The 17,170-nt window shown below is 66.0% G+C and carries 18 protein-coding genes and 4 tRNA genes; 14 read left to right on the top strand and 8 right to left on the bottom strand.

Going from position 1 to position 17,170, the window contains the following annotated elements; genetic code table 11:
* Positions 1-74: 74 nt before the first annotated feature.
* Positions 75-476: a TIGR02611 family protein gene (locus tag NY08_RS05735; protein ID WP_045199790.1), complete on the bottom strand. Its 402-nt coding sequence runs from the start codon at positions 474-476 to the stop codon at positions 75-77.
* Between the two features lie 116 nt (positions 477-592).
* Positions 593-664 (bottom strand) — tRNA-Val (locus NY08_RS05740).
* A gap of 243 nt (positions 665-907) precedes the next feature.
* Between NY08_RS05740 and NY08_RS05745 the strand changes: the two genes are divergently transcribed.
* From NY08_RS05745 to NY08_RS05775, 7 genes are all read left to right on the top strand, one after another.
* Positions 908-979: transfer RNA gene (locus NY08_RS05745), tRNA-Gly, on the top strand.
* A 17-nt stretch (positions 980-996) separates the two neighbouring features.
* Positions 997-1,067: transfer RNA gene (locus NY08_RS05750), tRNA-Cys, on the top strand.
* A 37-nt stretch (positions 1,068-1,104) separates the two neighbouring features.
* Positions 1,105-1,179, top strand: a tRNA-Val gene (locus tag NY08_RS05755).
* A 126-nt stretch (positions 1,180-1,305) separates the two neighbouring features.
* Positions 1,306-1,590, top strand: a complete 285-nt coding sequence (locus NY08_RS05760) for a hypothetical protein (protein WP_235387118.1) — start codon at positions 1,306-1,308, stop codon at positions 1,588-1,590.
* Positions 1,583-2,290: an alpha/beta hydrolase family protein gene (locus NY08_RS05765; RefSeq protein ID WP_032397951.1), complete on the top strand. Its 708-nt coding sequence runs from the start codon at positions 1,583-1,585 to the stop codon at positions 2,288-2,290. Before NY08_RS05760 ends, NY08_RS05765 begins: the two co-directional genes overlap by 8 nt.
* Before the next feature lie 16 nt (positions 2,291-2,306).
* Positions 2,307-2,759, top strand: coding sequence for a hypothetical protein (locus NY08_RS26230; protein ID WP_032397950.1), 453 nt, complete (start codon positions 2,307-2,309; stop codon positions 2,757-2,759).
* Positions 2,756-3,283, top strand: coding sequence for a GNAT family N-acetyltransferase (locus tag NY08_RS05775; RefSeq protein WP_045195364.1), 528 nt, complete (start codon positions 2,756-2,758; stop codon positions 3,281-3,283). Before NY08_RS26230 ends, NY08_RS05775 begins: the two co-directional genes overlap by 4 nt.
* Before the next feature lie 7 nt (positions 3,284-3,290).
* On the opposite strand, the gene zapE is transcribed toward NY08_RS05775, so the two are convergent.
* Entirely contained in the window at positions 3,291-4,304 is a 1,014-nt protein-coding gene (gene zapE, locus NY08_RS05780) for a cell division protein ZapE (RefSeq protein WP_032397948.1), read from the bottom strand.
* A 34-nt stretch (positions 4,305-4,338) separates the two neighbouring features.
* Between zapE and NY08_RS05785 the strand changes: the two genes are divergently transcribed.
* From NY08_RS05785 to NY08_RS05805, 5 genes are all read left to right on the top strand, one after another.
* Positions 4,339-5,127 (top strand): pyrimidine reductase family protein, encoded by a 789-nt coding sequence (locus NY08_RS05785; protein ID WP_045195366.1) that lies wholly within the window; start codon positions 4,339-4,341, stop codon positions 5,125-5,127.
* Between the two features lie 46 nt (positions 5,128-5,173).
* A complete protein-coding gene (locus NY08_RS05790; RefSeq protein WP_045195368.1) occupies positions 5,174-6,736 on the top strand; it encodes an alpha/beta hydrolase in 1,563 nt (520 codons plus the stop codon).
* 62 nt (positions 6,737-6,798) lie between these two features.
* Entirely contained in the window at positions 6,799-8,037 is a 1,239-nt protein-coding gene (locus NY08_RS05795; protein WP_032397945.1) for a glycosyltransferase family 87 protein, read from the top strand.
* 27 nt (positions 8,038-8,064) lie between these two features.
* Complete coding sequence (gene msrB / locus NY08_RS05800; protein ID WP_045195370.1) at positions 8,065-8,493, top strand: peptide-methionine (R)-S-oxide reductase MsrB; 429 nt, start codon at positions 8,065-8,067, stop codon at positions 8,491-8,493.
* A gap of 28 nt (positions 8,494-8,521) precedes the next feature.
* The gene (locus tag NY08_RS05805; protein ID WP_045195371.1) at positions 8,522-8,980 is read left to right on the top strand and encodes a MaoC family dehydratase; all 459 of its coding nucleotides are present in this window, start codon (positions 8,522-8,524) and stop codon (positions 8,978-8,980) included.
* On the opposite strand, the gene NY08_RS05810 is transcribed toward NY08_RS05805, so the two are convergent.
* From NY08_RS05810 to hemE, 5 genes are read right to left on the bottom strand one after another with little or no spacing between them, the layout of a single operon-like run.
* Positions 8,958-11,279, bottom strand: coding sequence for a molybdopterin-dependent oxidoreductase (locus tag NY08_RS05810; protein ID WP_158462510.1), 2,322 nt, complete (start codon positions 11,277-11,279; stop codon positions 8,958-8,960). The two genes, NY08_RS05805 and NY08_RS05810, sit on opposite strands and share 23 nt — an antisense overlap.
* A gap of 13 nt (positions 11,280-11,292) precedes the next feature.
* Positions 11,293-11,997, bottom strand: a complete 705-nt coding sequence (locus NY08_RS05815) for an HAD family hydrolase (RefSeq protein ID WP_032397942.1) — start codon at positions 11,995-11,997, stop codon at positions 11,293-11,295.
* Complete coding sequence (gene hemQ, locus NY08_RS05820; RefSeq protein ID WP_032397941.1) at positions 11,994-12,689, bottom strand: hydrogen peroxide-dependent heme synthase; 696 nt, start codon at positions 12,687-12,689, stop codon at positions 11,994-11,996. Before hemQ ends, NY08_RS05815 begins: the two co-directional genes overlap by 4 nt.
* A 4-nt stretch (positions 12,690-12,693) precedes the next feature.
* A complete protein-coding gene (locus NY08_RS05825) occupies positions 12,694-14,049 on the bottom strand; it encodes a protoporphyrinogen oxidase (RefSeq protein WP_045195373.1) in 1,356 nt (451 codons plus the stop codon).
* A complete protein-coding gene (gene hemE, locus NY08_RS05830) occupies positions 14,046-15,119 on the bottom strand; it encodes a uroporphyrinogen decarboxylase (protein ID WP_045195375.1) in 1,074 nt (357 codons plus the stop codon). Before hemE ends, NY08_RS05825 begins: the two co-directional genes overlap by 4 nt.
* 125 nt (positions 15,120-15,244) lie before the next feature.
* Here hemE and NY08_RS05835 point away from each other — a divergent pair, with 125 nt between their 5' ends.
* Together NY08_RS05835 and NY08_RS05840 are read left to right on the top strand one after the other, a co-directional pair.
* A complete protein-coding gene (locus NY08_RS05835) occupies positions 15,245-15,844 on the top strand; it encodes a DUF3000 domain-containing protein (protein WP_032397938.1) in 600 nt (199 codons plus the stop codon).
* A gap of 40 nt (positions 15,845-15,884) precedes the next feature.
* Positions 15,885-17,165: an HRDC domain-containing protein gene (locus NY08_RS05840; protein WP_045195378.1), complete on the top strand. Its 1,281-nt coding sequence runs from the start codon at positions 15,885-15,887 to the stop codon at positions 17,163-17,165.
* Positions 17,166-17,170 lie beyond the last annotated feature (5 nt).

Raw genomic sequence — 17,170 nt, forward strand, 5'->3', positions numbered from 1 at the left:
TCTTCTGGCCAGGAAGGCCTCCGACAGCCTATCGGCATCGGTCCACTCGATTGGCCTCAGCGCGACGCGTGACGTCAGATCGGGCTTTCGAGCCACGTCCAGTCGAGCCCGATCCAGCCTCCGACCAACGCGAACGTTCCCAGCAGCCACAGCGTGGCCAGCACGACCACGGTGGTGAACAGAACGCCGAGGCCCTTGACGAACATCGATTGCTCGGAGAACCCCGCCATGAATGCGTCGTATCTCTTGCGGACGAACCGCAGCGCACTCTTGGCCCACGCGAATTCCGAGGCCAGGATGCCCAGACCCGCGAACACGATCAGCCACCCGGGCCCCGGGTACGGAATGGCGAGTACACCCAACACCAGCACGACCGTTCCGACGACACCGATCGTTATCCGGTACGCGAGATCGAGCGACTTGTTCTCGGCGATGCGCGCCCGGAAGCGCCGATGCTTCACCTTGGCTGTGTCCATCGGACCCTGGTCGTCGACGGCCTGCGGCTTCGTCTCTTCGGTGCTCACCGACCCAGGTTACCGGCCTCGAACGCAAGAAGGCCCACACCGACGAGCGGTGCGGGCCTTCTTTTCTGTGGTCCCGGCTGGGATCGAACCAGCGACCTTCCGCGTGTGAAGCGGACGCTCTCCCACTGAGCCACGGGACCGAACGAGGCAAAACATTAACACGAGGTGCCGCGGCGAACCGAATCGCCTGCCCGATCATCGAATTCGTCGATGGACTACCTCCACTGAACTCGTTCCGCCTCTGCTTTCACATCGTTCACATGGGCCGATCGGTCGAATTCCGCGGCTGACCACGAGATTTGTGAGTTTCACTCCCGTTGGGTTAATGTTTTCCCCGCACCACGGAGACAGCAACTGCCCAGCAGTGAACGGCTCCGGGGTATGCGGATGTGGCGCAGTGGTAGCGCATCACCTTGCCAAGGTGAGGGTCGCGGGTTCGAATCCCGTCATCCGCTCGAGGGTCTCGACCCATGGTGGAGTGGCCGAGTGGTGAGGCAACGGCCTGCAAAGCCGTGCACACGGGTTCGATTCCCGTCTCCACCTCGCTAGTGCGTCGGTCGCAAGGCCGATGCGAGGACACGCGCGATTAGCTCAGCGGGAGAGCGCTTCCCTGACACGGAAGAGGTCACTGGTTCAATCCCAGTATCGCGCACCACAGCAACACAACGAAGGCCCCCTTTCGAGGGGGTCTTTTTTGTGCTTGACGAATCAAATGTGGTGATTCACGCCATAGAAGTGCACAGTGGAGATGACGCACACACTTCGACGGAAGGACACTCACGTGTCGGACGAAGCTCAGAGCGAACCCACAGTCGACGACGCCACCCTCGAGGAAGCGAAGAAGTCCGTCGAGGGCCTCGACGACCGGTATCGACCCGGTGCCCGGCCCACCGTGGCCCTTCCGGGAACCAACGGGACCGTCGCCGGCACCGCGTTCGCGGACATGGTCGACGACAACGGTGAGATGGTGGACGCCGACGACCAGGACTCCGACAGGTCCGATGACGATTCCGCCACGGATCACGCCGACAACCAGGAAAAGGTAACGTCCTCGAACGATGCCTGAACTCGAAGGTCCCGACGCCCCCGCCGACATCGATCTCGGCGGGGGTGTCGCCTTTCTGCACACGCCCGCGATTCCGTCACGGGGCGGCCTGGCTCTCACCCACGGTGCGGGCGGCAACTGCGAGTCGCCGCTGTTGCAGCGCATCGCCGCAGTATGGACGGCAGCCGGGTTCACGGTGCTGAGGTTCGACCTCCCCTTTCGGGTACGCAAACCCAAAGGACCGCCGCACCCGTCCCGCTCGGCCGAGGACCGGCTGGGTATCTCCGTGGCCGTCGAACGCCTCCGCGCCGAGACAGACGGATTCATCGCGTTCGGTGGGCATTCCTACGGTGGCAGGCAAGGGTCGATGATCGCGGCCGAACGACCGGGCCTCGTCGACGGGCTCGTGCTGACGTCCTACCCCTTGCACCCGCCGGGCAAGCCGGAGAAGGTTCGTACCCAACACCTTCCGGAACTGCGAACACCGGCTGTGGTGGTGCACGGCACGAAGGACCCGTTCGGCACCACTGCCGAGCTGAGCGCTGCGCTCGCGCTCGTCCCGGCACCCACACTGCTCGTCGACATCGAGGGCGCAGGCCACGACCTCGCTCCGGTCAGGTACGACGCGGCGACGAAAACCCTTGCCGGTGCCACCTCGTTGTTCGCTGCCCCGACGTCCGATTCGTCCGTTGACGTCCCGCTCTTCGACCCGTCACGCTGAAGTGGTCTACTAAGGCATGCCGACCTGGGGATGGTTCATCGTGGCGTTGGTCCTCGTCGACGCGGCGGTGCTCGCGGCGTGGCTGCTGGCCCGCAAGAAGCCCGGCTCGTCCTCGGACACCTCACGCCACATCATGTTCGTCGGTCTCGACGAGAGCGCCCGCGCGGACATTCATCAGCTTTTGGCCGCCAACAAGAAGCTCCAGGCGATCAAGGTCTTTCGCGAACGAACAGGTGCCGGCCTCCACGACGCGAAGATCGCGATCGAAAGCGTCCAGCGCGGCGAGCCCCTTCCGTCCTCGGCCACCATCGTCGACGCCGCGCAATCCGGTCCGACACCCTGGAACGATCTGATCCCGCGACTGCAGTCCCTCAAATCGGAGGGCAAGACGATCTCGGCCATCAAACTGCTGCGCGACCGAACCGGTATGTCGTTGCGCGATGCCAAGAACGCAGTGGATCTGCTGTGACCGTGCGGGTAGCAACACTCGGCGATGCACATCGCGTCGCCGAGGTGGCCGCGTCGACCTTTCCGCTCGCCTGCCCGCCGGGAACCCGGCCCGACGACATCGAGCAATTCATCTCGAACGTGCTGTCGGCCGAGCACTTCGAGCACTACATCGCCGACCCGAACAGAGCCGTCCTGATCGACGAAACTGTGGACGCTCACGTGGTGGGCTACGCGATGCTCGTGTCGGGGACGCCCACGGACCCGGATATTCGCACCACCCTGTCGCACGAGCCGACTATCGAGATCAGCAAACTCTACGTGGAACCGACCCAGCACGGCAGCGGAGCCGCAGGCCGACTGATGTCGTCGTCTCTGAGCCACGCACGCGAATCCGGTTGTGCGGCAGCATGGTTGGGTGTCAATCAACAGAACGTACGGGCACAGAAGTTCTACACCAAACACGGCTTCCAGATCGTGGGCACCAAGAAATTCGTCGTCGGCGTCCAGACACACGACGACTACGTCATGGAGGTGAGGCTGTGACGACCGCTCAGCCGACTGCGGCGAACCGGGACAACGCGAGCAGCCGCGACGTGGCGCGCAGATACTTCTTGCGGTAGCCGCCGGCCAACATCTCCTCGGTGAAGATCTCGTCGAGCTTGCCGCCCGACGCCGTCACCGGGATACCCGCGTCGTACAGGCGATCGGCGAGGACCACCAGGCGCAGGGCGATGGCCTGATCCGATGCCGGGTGCACGTTCTTCAGGAACACCGCAGGAATGCCGTCGAGCAACTTGCCGTAGCGCGAGGGGTGCAGCGTGCTCAGATGCGCCAGCAGCTCGTCGAAATCGTCCAGGGTTGCGCCCTCGACGGTATCGGCGCGGTCTATCAGCTCGGCCTCGGACGTGGGCTCGGGAGCCGGGGGCAGGTCGCGATGGCGGTAGTCGGGTCCGTCGACCCGGATGGACTCGAAGATCGAGCCGAGTTTCTTGATCTCCCGCATGAAGTCCTCGGCGGCGAAGCGACCCTCACCGAGCTGCCCGGGCAAGGTGTTCGAGGTCGCGACGATGGACACTCCGCGCTGCGAGAGCTCGGAGAGCAACCGAGAGACCAACATCGTGTCGCCGGGATCGTCGAGCTCGAACTCGTCGATACACAGCACGCTGTGGTTGGAGAGTTCTTCGAGGGCCTTGTTGAAGCCCAGAGCACCGACCACGTGCGTCAGCTCGACGAACGTGCCGAACGCCTTGGGCTCGGGAACGCTGTGGTAGATCGAGGCGAGCAAGTGAGTCTTGCCGACACCGAAGCCGCCGTCGAGGTACAGGCCTGCACCGATGGCCGGGGTCTTCTTGCCGAACAGACCTCGCTTGCCCTTGCCGCGGATCTTCTGCACCTTGTTCGCGAACTCCTCGGCCTTCGCGACCGCAGCAGCCTGCGTCGGCTCCTTGGGGTCGGGAATGTACGAGGAGAAACTGACGTCGTCGAACATCGCCGGCGGGACCATCTGCGCGATCAACTGATCGGAGGGGACCACGGGATTTCGGTCGACAAGGCGTGCGGGCATTTGTCGAGCGTAACGACGTGGTCTGATCTCTCTCATGCAGCTTCTCGATAATGGGACCTACTTCACATCGGAGCAGGCAGCCGACTCCGCGCCCGCCGTCGGCTCGATCCTCGACGACGATGCCATCCGTGCCCTGTACTCCTACCCCACACAACTGGACCGACCGTGGATCCGCACGAACTTCGTCGCCAGCATCGACGGATCGGTCACCGCTGAAGGTAAGTCGGCGGGCCTGGGAACCCCCGCGGACGCCCGACTGTTCGGCATTCTGCGTGAACTCTGCGACGCCGTACTGGTCGGTGCCGGAACCGCTCGCGCCGAGAACTACGGCGGCGTCTCGCTGTCCGCCGAAGCGAAGGCACGGCGGGTTGCCGGTGGACTCGAACCGGTTCCGACGATCGTGGTGGTGACCGCCTCCGGTTCCATCGATGCGGATTCTCGATTGGTCACCGACGCCGACGTGCAGCCGGTGGTGCTGACCTCCGCGGCGGCGGACAGCTCGACGGTGGCCGCGCTTCGTTCGGCGGGTGCGACGGTGATCGGGGTGTCCGGCGAATCGGTGTCGACCGGCGACATCGTTGCGACGCTGAGCGACCTCGGATTCCGCCGCATCCTGTGCGAGGGCGGACCGGGACTGTTCGGGCAACTCGTCTCCGACGGGGCGGCGGACGAGTTGTGTCTGACGACCTCGCCGATGTTGGTCGCAGGAGAGGCGGGCCGTATCGCCCACGCAGGCGTCGCGTCCGACACGCCCATGCACCGGGCACACGTTCTGGGCGATGCGGACGGAACGCTGCTCACGCGCTGGGTTCGTCGCCCATGAGCTGCGCGCCGCCCGGCAACGATCGAAAAGTCGATAGCCTCGCACGGTGACGCAGAAACGAACGTTCCTCGCCGCGGTCCTCGTCCTCGCCACGATGTGCGCGGCCTGCGGTGCCGGCCCGTCGCTCCGACCCGACGTCGCGGTGGAACAACGATCCCCCGGTCAACCGGCGGAAACCTCGGCGGACGCGCCACCGGAACCGGTCGCGCTTGCCGTTCCCGCTACCGATCTCGCCTGGACCGACTGCACCACAGCCACACTCGGCACCTTCGGGCTCACCTCCACCACCCCCGGGCTGACACTCGAATGCGCAGAGTACGAAGCCGACGTCGATGCCAGCGGGCAGATGTTCGGCACCTTCGCCGTCGGCGCGCTGCGAGCTCGGCTCGACCGAACACCCACCGATGCGGGACCGCTGGTGTTCACGTCCGGTTCGGATCGGTCCTCGATTGCCACGTTGGCGACGATGGCCGCCGGCCCGCTCGCGACGCTGCTCGAGGCCCATCCGATCGTCGCGGTGGATCGACGCGGCATCGGCCGATCCACCGCCGTCGACTGCATCGACCCGACGACCAAAACGGACGTCGACGCGCTGGGGCAGTTCACCAGATCCGATGCCGACAGCGTCGACCGCGCTGTCGACGCCGGTCGTGACGCCACGATCGAGTGCACCGACACGTTGCAGCCGCAGGAGCTCGCCTTCGGAACCACTTACGCCGCCGACGATCTCGACCGTCTGCGTCAACTCTGGAGCGTGGAACAGATCGGCCTGATCGGCTCGGGCAACGGCGCGCTCACCGCGTTGGCCTACGCAGCGAAGTTTCCGGCCAACATCTCGCGCTTGATCCTGGACTCACCGGCCGGAGTGGGTGCCGACCAGATCACGTTGGCAGAGCAGCGGACACAGGGCAAGGAAGCAGCGTTCGGTGCGTTCGCGCAGCGATGCGTCGCGCTGAACTGCTCCCTCGGCCCCGACCCGACGGCCGCCGTCGCGCAGCTGCTCCGACGCGCCGCCGGTGGCGAATTCTCACCGCTGTCCACCCACGAAATTCTCGACGGCATCACCTTCGCCCTCGCCTCGACAGCAGGCGACGCGTCGTCTCGGGCCACCGGGCTCGCCGCCGCCCTGTCCTCGGCTGCCGGGTCCGACACCACCGCGTTGTCCGCCCTCGCCGAGCGAGGCCGCAACGCCTACGGCACCGACGGGCAATTCGTGTCTCGGTGCACGGACGGGCAGCAGTGGCCATCACCGCAGGGCGTTCGCGACCTGACATCGCAGTGGACCGACCGCTATCCGATCTACGGCACCGATGCTGCACTGACGGCGTTGCTGTGCTCGTCCTGGCCGACGGCTCCGTCCACTCCCCTGCCCACCTCTCTGGACGTTCCGGTATTGGTCCTGTCCAACGCAGGCGACCCGATCGTCGGCAACGGCGGACTGTCCTCGGTCACCGGGTTGGTCGGTGCGACCGGTGCAGGCGTCGCCTCGGCTGCATGGCAGGGCAGCGGGCATCCGAGCCTGGGCGGATCGCAGTGTCTGCAGAGCGCAGCGGTGAACTATGCACGCGACACCGCGCTTCCGACCGACGGCACGGTCTGCCCCGCCTGAGTCGGTACCCGTCGCGGGGTGTCCTTCGCCGGGACGGTCACCGCCTCGGGTACCGTTCCCGGGTGTCACTTAGCTTTCTGGAGCCGCGTTCGGGGCGGACGACCGCCGAGGTAATCAAGTACGCCCTGTGGCCGATCGCCATCATGACCGTCATCCAGCGCGTGGTGATCAAGGCGGTCAACGGTGACATCACCAACGACTTCAACCCGGTGTACAGCGCTGCCCTGGCATTTCTCAACCGTCAGCCGGTGTACACCGCGAACTTCGACTCCGTCGATCCGCACTACCTGTACCAACCGAGCGCGACGATGCTGCTGTCCCCCATCGCCGTCATCGACCCCGAGCGGTCTCGTTGGCTGTTCATCCTCGCCAGCACGATCGCCATTCTCCTGGCGTTGTACATCCTGTTGCGCATCTTCGGGTTCCGGCTCGATTCGGTCGCGGCCCCCGCTCTCCTGCTGGCCGCCTTCGTCAGCGAAACCGTCACCAACACGTTGGTGTTCACCAACTTCAACGGCTTCGTTCTGCTCGGCGAGGTGGCCTTCCTCGGGTTCCTCCTTCAGCGCAAGGACCTGTCGGCGGGCGTCGCCATGGGTTTGACTCTGGCGATCAAGCCGATGCTCGCGCCGCTCCTCCTGCTCCCGCTGATGACGCGTCAATGGAAGGTGTTCATCACCTCGATCGCCATTCCGGTCGTGATGATGGCCATCGCCTGGCCGTTGTCGGTGGATCCGATGAATTTCATCGATCGCACGCTGCCGTACCTGCTGCAGACTCGCGACTACTTCAACAGCGCAGTCGTCGGCAACGGCCGCTACTACGGTGTCCCCGAACTCCTCACCCTCGGAATACGAGCGGTACTGGGAATCATGGTTCTGATCTCGCTGTGGCTGCTCTACCGATACTGCCGCGAGGACCGTCTGTTCTTCTTCGCCACCACATCGGGGTTGATCCTCACCGCGCACTGGCTGCTGGGCTCGCTCGGCCAGATGTACTACTCGATGATGCTGTTCCCGCTGCTGATGACCGTCGTGCTGAAGAATTCGGTGCTGCGGAACTGGCCCGCCTGGCTCGCGATCTACGGGTTCATGAACTACGACCGATGGCTCTCTGGGCGCTGGATCGAAACCGGCCGGGCCTTGGACTACCTGCGCACCACCTTCGGCTGGGCACTGCTGATCGTCGTCATCTTCGGGGTCCTCGTCGCCCGCTGGTTCGCCGCACGCAGCGAAGGGCGGTTGGAGGACGGAATAGAACCCAGCTACCTACTGCCGAGCGCGCCACCAGCGAAAACGGCATAGCCCGACAAAACGTATTAGCGTGTGAGCATGAGTTCAGCTACCGACAACAATTCCGCCCCGGCCGTCCAGCTCACCGATGCACAGTGGCGCGAGAAGCTGACCCCCGAGGAGTATGCGGTGCTGCGGCAGGCAGGCACCGAGCGCCCAGGAGTCGGGGAATACACCGACACCACCACCGAAGGCATCTACGAATGCCGCGCCTGCGGTGCCGAACTGTTCCGCAGCACCGAGAAGTTCGAGTCGCACTGCGGCTGGCCGTCGTTCTTCGACCCGGCCGACACCGACGCCGTCATCCTCAAGGAGGACACCTCGCTCGGAATGCGCCGCGTCGAGGTCATCTGCCGCACCTGCCACAGCCACCTCGGCCACGTCTTCGAAGGGGAGGGCTACCCCACGCCGACCGACCAGCGGTACTGCATCAACTCGATTTCGTTGACACTCAAGCCTGCATCCTGATCGGCGCTGCTTCGTCCATACTGTGAGCATGCGCACTTTCACGTCACCAGAGCAGATCAAAGCGGCCGTCGGCGAAGACCTCGGCACCAGCGATTGGTTGCAGATCACCCAGGAACGGGTGAACACCTTCGCCGACGCCACCGGCGATCATCAGTGGATCCACGTCGACGTCGAGCGGGCGAAGAAGGAAAGCCCGTTCGGCGCACCTATCGCCCACGGATTTCTGAGCCTGTCCCTGGTGTCGATGCTCAACTGGCAGATCTACACCATCGAGAACACCAAGCTCGGAATCAACTACGGCTCCAACAAGGTTCGCTTCATCAACCCGGTGAAGGTCGGAGCCCACGTGCGTCTGCAGACCACCCTCGTCTCGGTCGAAGAGGTATCCGGCGGAGCACTGCAGATGGTGACGGCGGGAACGTTGCAGATCGAGGGCGAGGACAAGCCTGCACTCGTCGCCGAGATCATCTCTCGGGTCGTGTTCTGACCCCCAACCGAACCGGTGGATCGAACGCTGTGATCGGCGGCAACGGCTCGTCGTAGCGTTCGATCTCCACCAACACGTGTTGGCCGGTGCAGCCGCGTGCGAGCGCCGACGATCCCTCGTCTGCGGTGAGCACGTTCACGCTCCCGTGAACGCACATCGAATCGGGATCGGCCGGATCCTCGGGGTCGTACCAGGCCCCGGTGGACAACTGGACGACAGACTCGAGCAGCGCGTCGTCGACGACCACACCGGCCAGGCACGAACCGCGGTCGTTGAACACCCGCACCACGTCGCCGTCCGACACTCCCCTGGCCCCGGCCGCCGACGAGTGCATGCGTATCGGCTCGCGGCCCCGAATTTTCGAGTTCCGGCTCACCGCACCGTGATCGAGCTGACTGTGCAGCCTGGTGCGCGGCTGATTCGCGATCAGGTGCAACGGAAACTGCTCGGCCCGCGGTCCGCCGAGCCACTCGGTCGGCTCGAACCACATCGGATGACCCTGGCAGTCGTCGTAGCCGAAGCCGTCCACCGTCGCCGAGAAGATCTCGATTTTCCCGCTCGGGGTGCGCAACGCGTTGCCCACCGGATCGCGTCGGAAATCCTCGAAGAACGTCAGATCGTCCTCGGTCTTCATCCGAAACGAACCTTCACGCCGGAAGTTTTCGTATTCCGGAGTGTCGACGCCGTCGGCGCGTAGATATCCGCGCCACTGCTCGTACATGTGCTCGAGCCACTGCTGCGAGCTACGCCCCTCGGTGAACTGCTCGACCACACCGAGTTTCGTCGCCAGCTCGGCGAACGTGTCGTAATCGTCGCGGGATTCGGCGAAGCGCTCGGCGGCGGGTGACATGGCGACGAGCAAGGGATCGTTGCGCGTGCAGCTCAGGTCCGATCGCTCCAACGACGTGGTCGACGGGACGACGATGTCGGCGTGCTTGGCCATCGGTGTCCAGTACGGATCGTGTACGACGACCGTGTCGGCTCTGCCGAGCGCGCGACGCAGCCGCCCGAGGTCTTGGTGGTGGTGGAACGGATTGCCGCCGGCCCAGTAGACGATCTTGATGTCGGGATAGGTCAATCGCTTACCGTCGTAATCGAATTGGGAGCCCGGGTTCAGCAGCATGTCCGAGACGGCGGCGACCGGAACGAGGTCGGGAACGGGATTGATCCCCTGCGGCAGAGTCGGCAACGGATACGGCACCGGGGCCAGACCGGGCTCGTTCATCGACCCGTACCCGTGCCCGAATCCTGCTCCCGGAACGCCTATCCCACCGAGCATCGACGCCAAGGTGACGCCCATCCACGGGGCCTGCTCGCCGTGCCGCGTCCGCTGCAGCGACCAGGTGACCGTCACCATCGTGCGTTTCGACGCCATCTCTCGGGCCAGATCAGCGATCACCGCGGACTCGATGCCGCAGATCGTCGACGCCCACCGCGGGGTCTTGGGTGTGCCGTCCGTGCTGCCGAGCAGGTAGCGCTCGAACTCGGGGTATCCCTCGCAGTACTTCTCCAGAAACGCTGTGTCGTGCAGCTTCTCGTCGGCCAGCACGTACGCGAGTGCCAGCATCATCGCCACGTCGGTACCGGGTCGCGGCGCGATCCATCGAGCGTCGCCGCTCATGTCGTTGCGTAGCGGACTCACGGTGACGATCTGCCCACCGCGAGCCCGCATCGCGTCGAGTGAGTCGACCGTCGGATGATCGGACGTACCGCCGTGATTGATGCCGGTGTTCTTCACCGGAACTCCACCGAACGCCACCAACAATTCGGTGTGCTCGGCTATGACGTTCCAGGATGTGGAGCGCGAGAACATCTTCCAGTGCGCGCCGAGAACGTGCGGCATGATGACACCGGTCGCACCGAGTGAGTAGCTGTGAACCGATCGCGTGTAACCGCCGATGCAGTTCAGGAAGCGATGCACCTGGCTCTGCGCGTGATGGAAGCGTCCGGCACTCGCCCACCCGTACGAGCCGCCGTAGATGGCGCTGTTGCCGTATGTGCCGACAACTCTGCGCAATTCGTTGGACAGCAGGTCGGTCAACTCGTCCCACGAGACGTCGACGAACTCATCGCTGCCACGCTTGTCGGTCGGACCCGGGCCGCGCTCGAGCCAGCCTCTGCGTACCGCGGGTGAGGTAACGCGCGATCGATGGGTCACCGACCCGACGAGGTTTCCCAACACCGGGGAAGGGTTGCTGTCGGTCACCTGGGGATGGACCGCAGTGACTTCTCGTCCGTCCGACTCGGCCCGAAACATGCCCCAATGGCCCATGTGCTGGACGCCGGCCGCTCCGGTCATCGAACCACCCTGGTCATCGAATTCCGAACGCGCTCAACGCTGCCAGCAGTGCATCCGGCCGCTGCGCCGTCGGCACCGGATCCACGAGCGCGAAGTTGCATCCGATCTCCCGCGCGGCACCGTCGGCTTCGTCGCTGTCGCCGACCATCAGCGTCCGCGACGGATCGACGCCCAGAGCGGCGACGGCGTGCCGAAAGATCTCTGGCTGCGGTTTGACGTGACCCACCTCGAACGAGAGCACGAATTCGTCGACGTACCGATCGAGACCGCGATCGACGAACGCAGGACGGATGTCGAAGGCGATGTTGCTCAACACTCCGACCCGAACCGACTCGTGCGCAAGCCTTTTCAGCACCGCCTCGGTGTCCGGATACGGCGTCCAGGAATCTGCGTCGATCACGCGTCCGTACACCGACTCGGCCTGCTGCGGGTCGCTGACCCCCGACTGTGCGAGCACGTGCAGGTACGCCTGTCGGTGCAGCGCCGGGTCGAGATCTCGGTTTCGCCAGGCGTGTCTGGTGGCGTCGTCGAACTCCACCGTCTCCCCGACCGGAGCAGTCATGCGCCGCATCAGCTCTGCGGCTCCCGCTCCGTCGACCGGAGTGCCGTCGGCATCGTGGACGCCGTCGAACCACGAGGGCTCCTCCTCGAGCCTGAACAGCGTGCCCGAGAAGTCGAACAGGACGGCCTCGATCGCGGGTGTGCCCGTGGTCGTCACGGCAGAGATTCGACGAGCGCGTCCACCTCGACCCGAGGGCCGGTGAAGAACGGAGTCTCCTCGCGCACGTGACGCCTCGCCTCGGTGGCCCGCAGGTCACGCATCAGGTCGACGATGCGATCGAGCTCGGGAGCCTCGAAGGCCAGAATCCACTCGTAGTCGCCGAGCGCGAACGACGGCACGGTGTTCGCACGAACGTCCTTGTAGTCGCGTGCTGCCTTGCCGTGGTCGGCGAGCATTGTGCGACGCTCGTCGTCGGGCAGCAGGTACCAGTCGATCGAGCGGACGAACGGGTAGACGCAGATGTACGCGCCCGGATCCTCACCGGCGATGAAAGCCGGGACGTGGCTCTTGTTGAATTCGGCCGGACGGTGCAGCGCGGTGTTGCTCCACACCGGTGTGCTCGCCTTGCCCAGCGCGGTGGTGCGACGGAAATCGGAATACGTCGCCTGCAGGTCCTCGATGCGCTCGGCGTGGGTCCACACCATGAAATCGGCGTCGGCGCGCATGCCGGCGATGTCGTAGACCCCGCGCACCGCGACACCCTTGTCCTCACGACCTTCGAAGAACACCTTCGCTTCCTTCGCGGCCGCGGCCCGATCCTCGCCCAGAACGCCGGGCGTGACCTTGTAGACCGAGAACATCAAGTAGCGAAGTGTGGAGTTGAGCGCTGAGTAATCGAGGCGTGCCATGGCCCTATCGTGCCACTTCGATCAGACGAGCGGCAGCGGTGGTGGCGGACGCAATACACGCCGGCACCCCGACGCCGCGCTGCCAGGCCCCGGTGACCTCGAGACCGGGTAGGTCGGCGACCCCGGCCTCGATGGCGGCGACGCGATCGAGGTGACCCGGCGCGTACTGCGGCAGGCCCCCCGGCCAGCGCTGCACGGTCGCGGCGAGCGGCCGCACATCGATTCCGGCCACCGTCCGCAGATCGTTCGAGGCTGTCTCTATCGACTCCGCATCGGATCGGTCCGACGCCGTGGTGTCACCGAATCGGCCGAGCGAGGCCCGCAGCAGTACCGCGTCACGCTCACCCAGGTGTGGCCACTTGCGGCTCGACAGGGTGAATGCCTTGACGTCCAGGCCCGCGTCCGTGGCCACCAGGATTCCCGAATTCTGCGGTAGCTCCGTGGTCTTGGGGAAGGCGAGCGCGACGACGACCGAGGATGCGAGTTCGATCTCCCGCGCGGCCTGCGACGCCGCGGGTGCCACCTCGGCGATGAGCCGACCGAGAATGGGCGCAGGGACCGCCAGCACCACTCCGTCGACGGATCCGAGTCCGTCGACGAACCATCCGCCGGACTCGCGGCGGATCTCGCCGACGCCTGCTCCGACGACCGTCCTGGCATCGGTCGCAGCGACGAGGGCATCGAGCAACACCGCATAGCCGTCGCGCAGCCCGCCGAACACCGGCCCCGGCGACGGGGTGAGCAGTGCTGCCTGCACTGCCTCGGTGAGGTTCGCCGCTCCGCCGTCCAATGCCGCAGCCAACGTGGGCAGTGCCGCGCGGACGCCGATGGAGCTCGCCGAACCGGAGTACACGCCGCCGAGCAGCGGATCGACCGAACGGCTGACCACCTGGGAGCCGAATCTGGTGCCCACGAGTTCGGCCACGCTGACGTCGGATCCCGCGGTCCAGGCGAAGGGCCGGGCGGTTTCGGTCTCGATGAGGTGCAGGTCTTCGGGGTCCACCAGATCCCGAACGGAATCGGCGGACGAGGGGATGCCCATCAGGGTGCCGGGCGGAAGAGGGTGTGTTCGACCGCCGGAGAAGACGAGCGGTCGCACCGGTGCCGGGTACACCAGCTGATCCGACAGACCGAGCTCGGCGAGCAGTGCCGGCACCTCGGGACGTCTACCGATGAAGGCCTCAGCACCGACGTCGAGGGAGTCCGTGCCGACCGAGGTGGTGCGCAGCGTGCCGCCGATGCGAGACGAGGCCTCGACGAGAGTGATCTCGGCATCCGGCCCGCAGGACTGCCGAAGGCGATACGCCGCGACGAGGCCGGAGATTCCGCCGCCGACCACGGCATATCGCCGCACCGTCACAACGAATGCACCAGCGACACCACGCGCGTCAGAATGTCGGGATCGGTATCGGGAAGCACTCCGTGTCCGAGGTTGAACACATGTCCGCGCGCACCGGCCGCGACAGCGCGGTCTCCCTCGGCGGCGATGCGTCGAACCTCGGTCTCGACGGCGTCCCAACCGGCGAACAGCACCGCTGGATCGAGATTGCCCTGCAGGGCTTTGCCGTTGCCGACACGATGCACGGCGTCGTCGAGTGGGATCCGCCAGTCGACGCCGACCACATCGGCACCGGCCTCACCCATCGCCCCGAGCAACTCTCCGGTTCCGACGCCGAAGTGAATCTTCGGCACACCGGCCGAGGACACGGCCTCGAACACTCGCTGCGAGTGCGGCAGGACGTACTCGCGGTAGTCGGCGAGGGACAGCGCACCCGCCCAGGAGTCGAACACCTGCACGGCATCGACGCCTGCGGCCAACTGAGCCTGCAGGAAGGTGATCGTCGTGGTGGCCAATGCGTCGAGCAGGGCGTGCCAGGTCGCCGGATCGGACCGCATGAGCGCTTTGGTCTTCTCGTGATTGCGACTCGGGCCGCCTTCGACCAGATACGACGCGAGGGTGAACGGTGCACCCGCGAAACCGATGAGCGGCGTACCGGCGAGCTCGCGGGTGAGGATCCGCACCGCGTCGGCCACCGGCTCCACCTGATCGACGGTCAGGACCGGCAGAGCCGCGACGTCGGCAGCCGACCGCACCGGCTGCGCCACGACCGGTCCGGTGCCTGCGACGATGTCGAGATCGATACCGGCGGCCTTGAGCGGAACGACAATGTCCGAGAACAGGATTGCCGCGTCCACGTCGTGGCGACGAACGGGTTGAAGAGTGATCTCGGCCACGAGATCGGGCCGGAAGCACGAATCCAACATGCCGATGCCTGCACGAATCTTGCGGTACTCGGGCAGCGACCTACCGGCCTGGCGCATGAACCACACCGGCCGACGCGAGGGAGTTCGACCCGCGATCGCGGCCAGGAACGGTGCGTCCGGGAGTTCCCGGCGGGCTGGGGCTGTGGCGTGCGGTTCGGCGTTCATCGGGTTCCATGCTGCCACGCGTCGGGAAAGCGCCCGCCACCAAGGGCGACACACCCACTTCGGTTGCATCACGGCTCGGCGCGCCTCCGCCTCGGGGCAACGTGACGCGTCTAACGTCCGGTGACGTGACCGAACCCCATTCCACCGCCGAACCTGCGCCGTTCCGCGCCGCCATCGACGCGATGCATCGGGCTCAGGTACACCCGGCGATCGAAATCGGTCCGATCCGGCCGCCGCAGCGTCTCGCCCCCTACAGCTACGCGATCGGTGCCGAGGTCAAGCATCCCGATTCCGAACAGGTCGACGAACAGAGCGACGGCGACGCCTTCGGCCGCCTCATTCTGCTGTACGACCCCGACGGTGCCGAGGCATGGAACGGCACCCTTCGACTGGTCGCATACATCCAGGCGGACGTCGACGAGTCCCTCGCCGACGATCCCCTGCTCCCCGAGGTCGGGTGGAGTTGGCTGGTCGACGCGCTGGAGTCACGGTCGGAGCCGCTCAACGCACTCGGCGGCACGGTCACCTCGACCAGCTCGGTGCGCTACGGCGACATCGCCGGTCCACCCAAGGCCCACCAGCTCGAACTGCGCGCCTCGTGGACGGCCACGTCCGAGGACCTCTCGACGCACGTCGAGGCGTTCTGCGAGGTGCTCGCCTACGCAGCCGGTTTGCCGCCTGCGGGCATCACCACCCTCGGCCAGCGCAGTTCCAGCCGGACATAGTGGGCGGTTCTCGAACCCGCAGGGCCTAGAGTCACATCTCATGTCAGCCGAGAGTTCTCCCGAGACCACGCCGGACGACGAGGCGAACGCGCCTGTCGCCGTTCCGCTACTGGCCCCGGCTGACGGCGTACCCGACGTGGTCGACACGCCGGACGCCGTGCGCGCCGCTGCCGCTCTGCTCGCAGCAGGTCACGGCCCCCTCGCCGTCGACGCCGAACGCGCCTCCGGCTTCCGCTACTCCCAGCGCGCCTACCTGCTGCAGTTCCGTCGCCGCGGCGCAGGAACGGTCCTGCTCGATCCGATCCCGGTCACCGGCGACCTCGCCCCGCTCGCCGAGGTGATCAACCCGCTCGAATGGGTACTGCACTCGGCCGATCAGGACCTACCCGGACTCGCCGAACTCGGCCTGGTGCCTGCCACGCTGTACGACACCGAACTGGCAGGACGCCTCGCCGGATTCGATCGCGTGGGGCTCGGTGCCATCGTCGAACGCACCCTCGGGCTGGCCCTGCAGAAGGGGCACGGGGCCGCAGACTGGTCCACCCGGCCGCTGCCCGACACCTGGCTCAACTACGCAGCGCTCGACGTCGAGGTTCTGCTCGAACTGCGCGACGCGATGGCCGAGGAGCTCGAACAGCAGGGCAAGACGGACTGGGCAGCACAGGAATTCGCCCACATCCTCACGCTCGGGCCACCCAAACCCAAGACCGACAGATGGCGTCGGACATCGGGGATCCATGCGATCAAATCTCCCCGCACCCTCGCTGCCGTTCGCGAATTGTGGACCACGCGAGACGAACTGGCAGCCAAGCGTGATGTGGCACCGAGCCGGGTACTGCCCGACTCGGCGATCGTGGCGGCGGCAACAGCGGACCCGAAATCCTCGCGGGAGCTCGAGCAACTGCCGGTCTTCGGCGGTCCCCGTCAGCGCAGATCGTCCCGATTGTGGGCCTCGGCTCTGACCCGTGCGCGGGCGCTTCCGACGTCCGAATTGCCCTCGATGGCAGCCTCGTTCGACGGGCCACCTCCGGTCAATCGGTGGGCTCGCCGCGATCCCGACGCAGCGGCGCGACTCGCCGACGTACGAGCCGCGATGACCGAGCTCAGCGAATCGGTTGCAGTGCCGGTCGAGAATTTGTTGATGCCGGATCTGCTGCGCCGCCTGGTGTGGGATTGGCAGAATCCGGTCGATTCCGACGTGGACCCGGCCGAGCTGATCGAGGCCCGACTGGCCGACGGCGGGGCCCGACCCTGGCAGCGGACGCTGGTGGTGCCGGTACTGGCGAAGGCACTGGACCCTTCCCAAGTTACCGACGGGTAATACCG

This window comes from Rhodococcus sp. B7740 (assembly GCF_000954115.1).
Taxonomy (GTDB): Bacteria; Actinomycetota; Actinomycetes; order Mycobacteriales; family Mycobacteriaceae; genus Rhodococcoides.

Bases quoted from the DNA above. Each gene is read 5' to 3' on its own strand.
- NY08_RS05735 (WP_045199790.1), bottom strand. From the start codon at position 476: ATGGACACAGCCAAGGTGAAGCATCGGCGCTTCCGGGCGCGCATCGCC.
- NY08_RS05765 (WP_032397951.1), top strand. From the start codon at position 1,583: ATGCCTGAACTCGAAGGTCCCGACGCCCCCGCCGACATCGATCTCGGC.
- NY08_RS26230 (WP_032397950.1), top strand. From the start codon at position 2,307: ATGCCGACCTGGGGATGGTTCATCGTGGCGTTGGTCCTCGTCGACGCG.
- zapE (WP_032397948.1), bottom strand. From the start codon at position 4,304: ATGCCCGCACGCCTTGTCGACCGAAATCCCGTGGTCCCCTCCGATCAG.
- NY08_RS05785 (WP_045195366.1), top strand. From the start codon at position 4,339: ATGCAGCTTCTCGATAATGGGACCTACTTCACATCGGAGCAGGCAGCC.
- msrB (WP_045195370.1), top strand. From the start codon at position 8,065: ATGAGTTCAGCTACCGACAACAATTCCGCCCCGGCCGTCCAGCTCACC.
- NY08_RS05805 (WP_045195371.1), top strand. From the start codon at position 8,522: ATGCGCACTTTCACGTCACCAGAGCAGATCAAAGCGGCCGTCGGCGAA.
- NY08_RS05810 (WP_158462510.1), bottom strand. From the start codon at position 11,279: ATGACCGGAGCGGCCGGCGTCCAGCACATGGGCCATTGGGGCATGTTT.
- hemQ (WP_032397941.1), bottom strand. From the start codon at position 12,689: ATGGCACGCCTCGATTACTCAGCGCTCAACTCCACACTTCGCTACTTG.
- hemE (WP_045195375.1), bottom strand. From the start codon at position 15,119: ATGAACGCCGAACCGCACGCCACAGCCCCAGCCCGCCGGGAACTCCCG.
- NY08_RS05840 (WP_045195378.1), top strand. From the start codon at position 15,885: ATGTCAGCCGAGAGTTCTCCCGAGACCACGCCGGACGACGAGGCGAAC.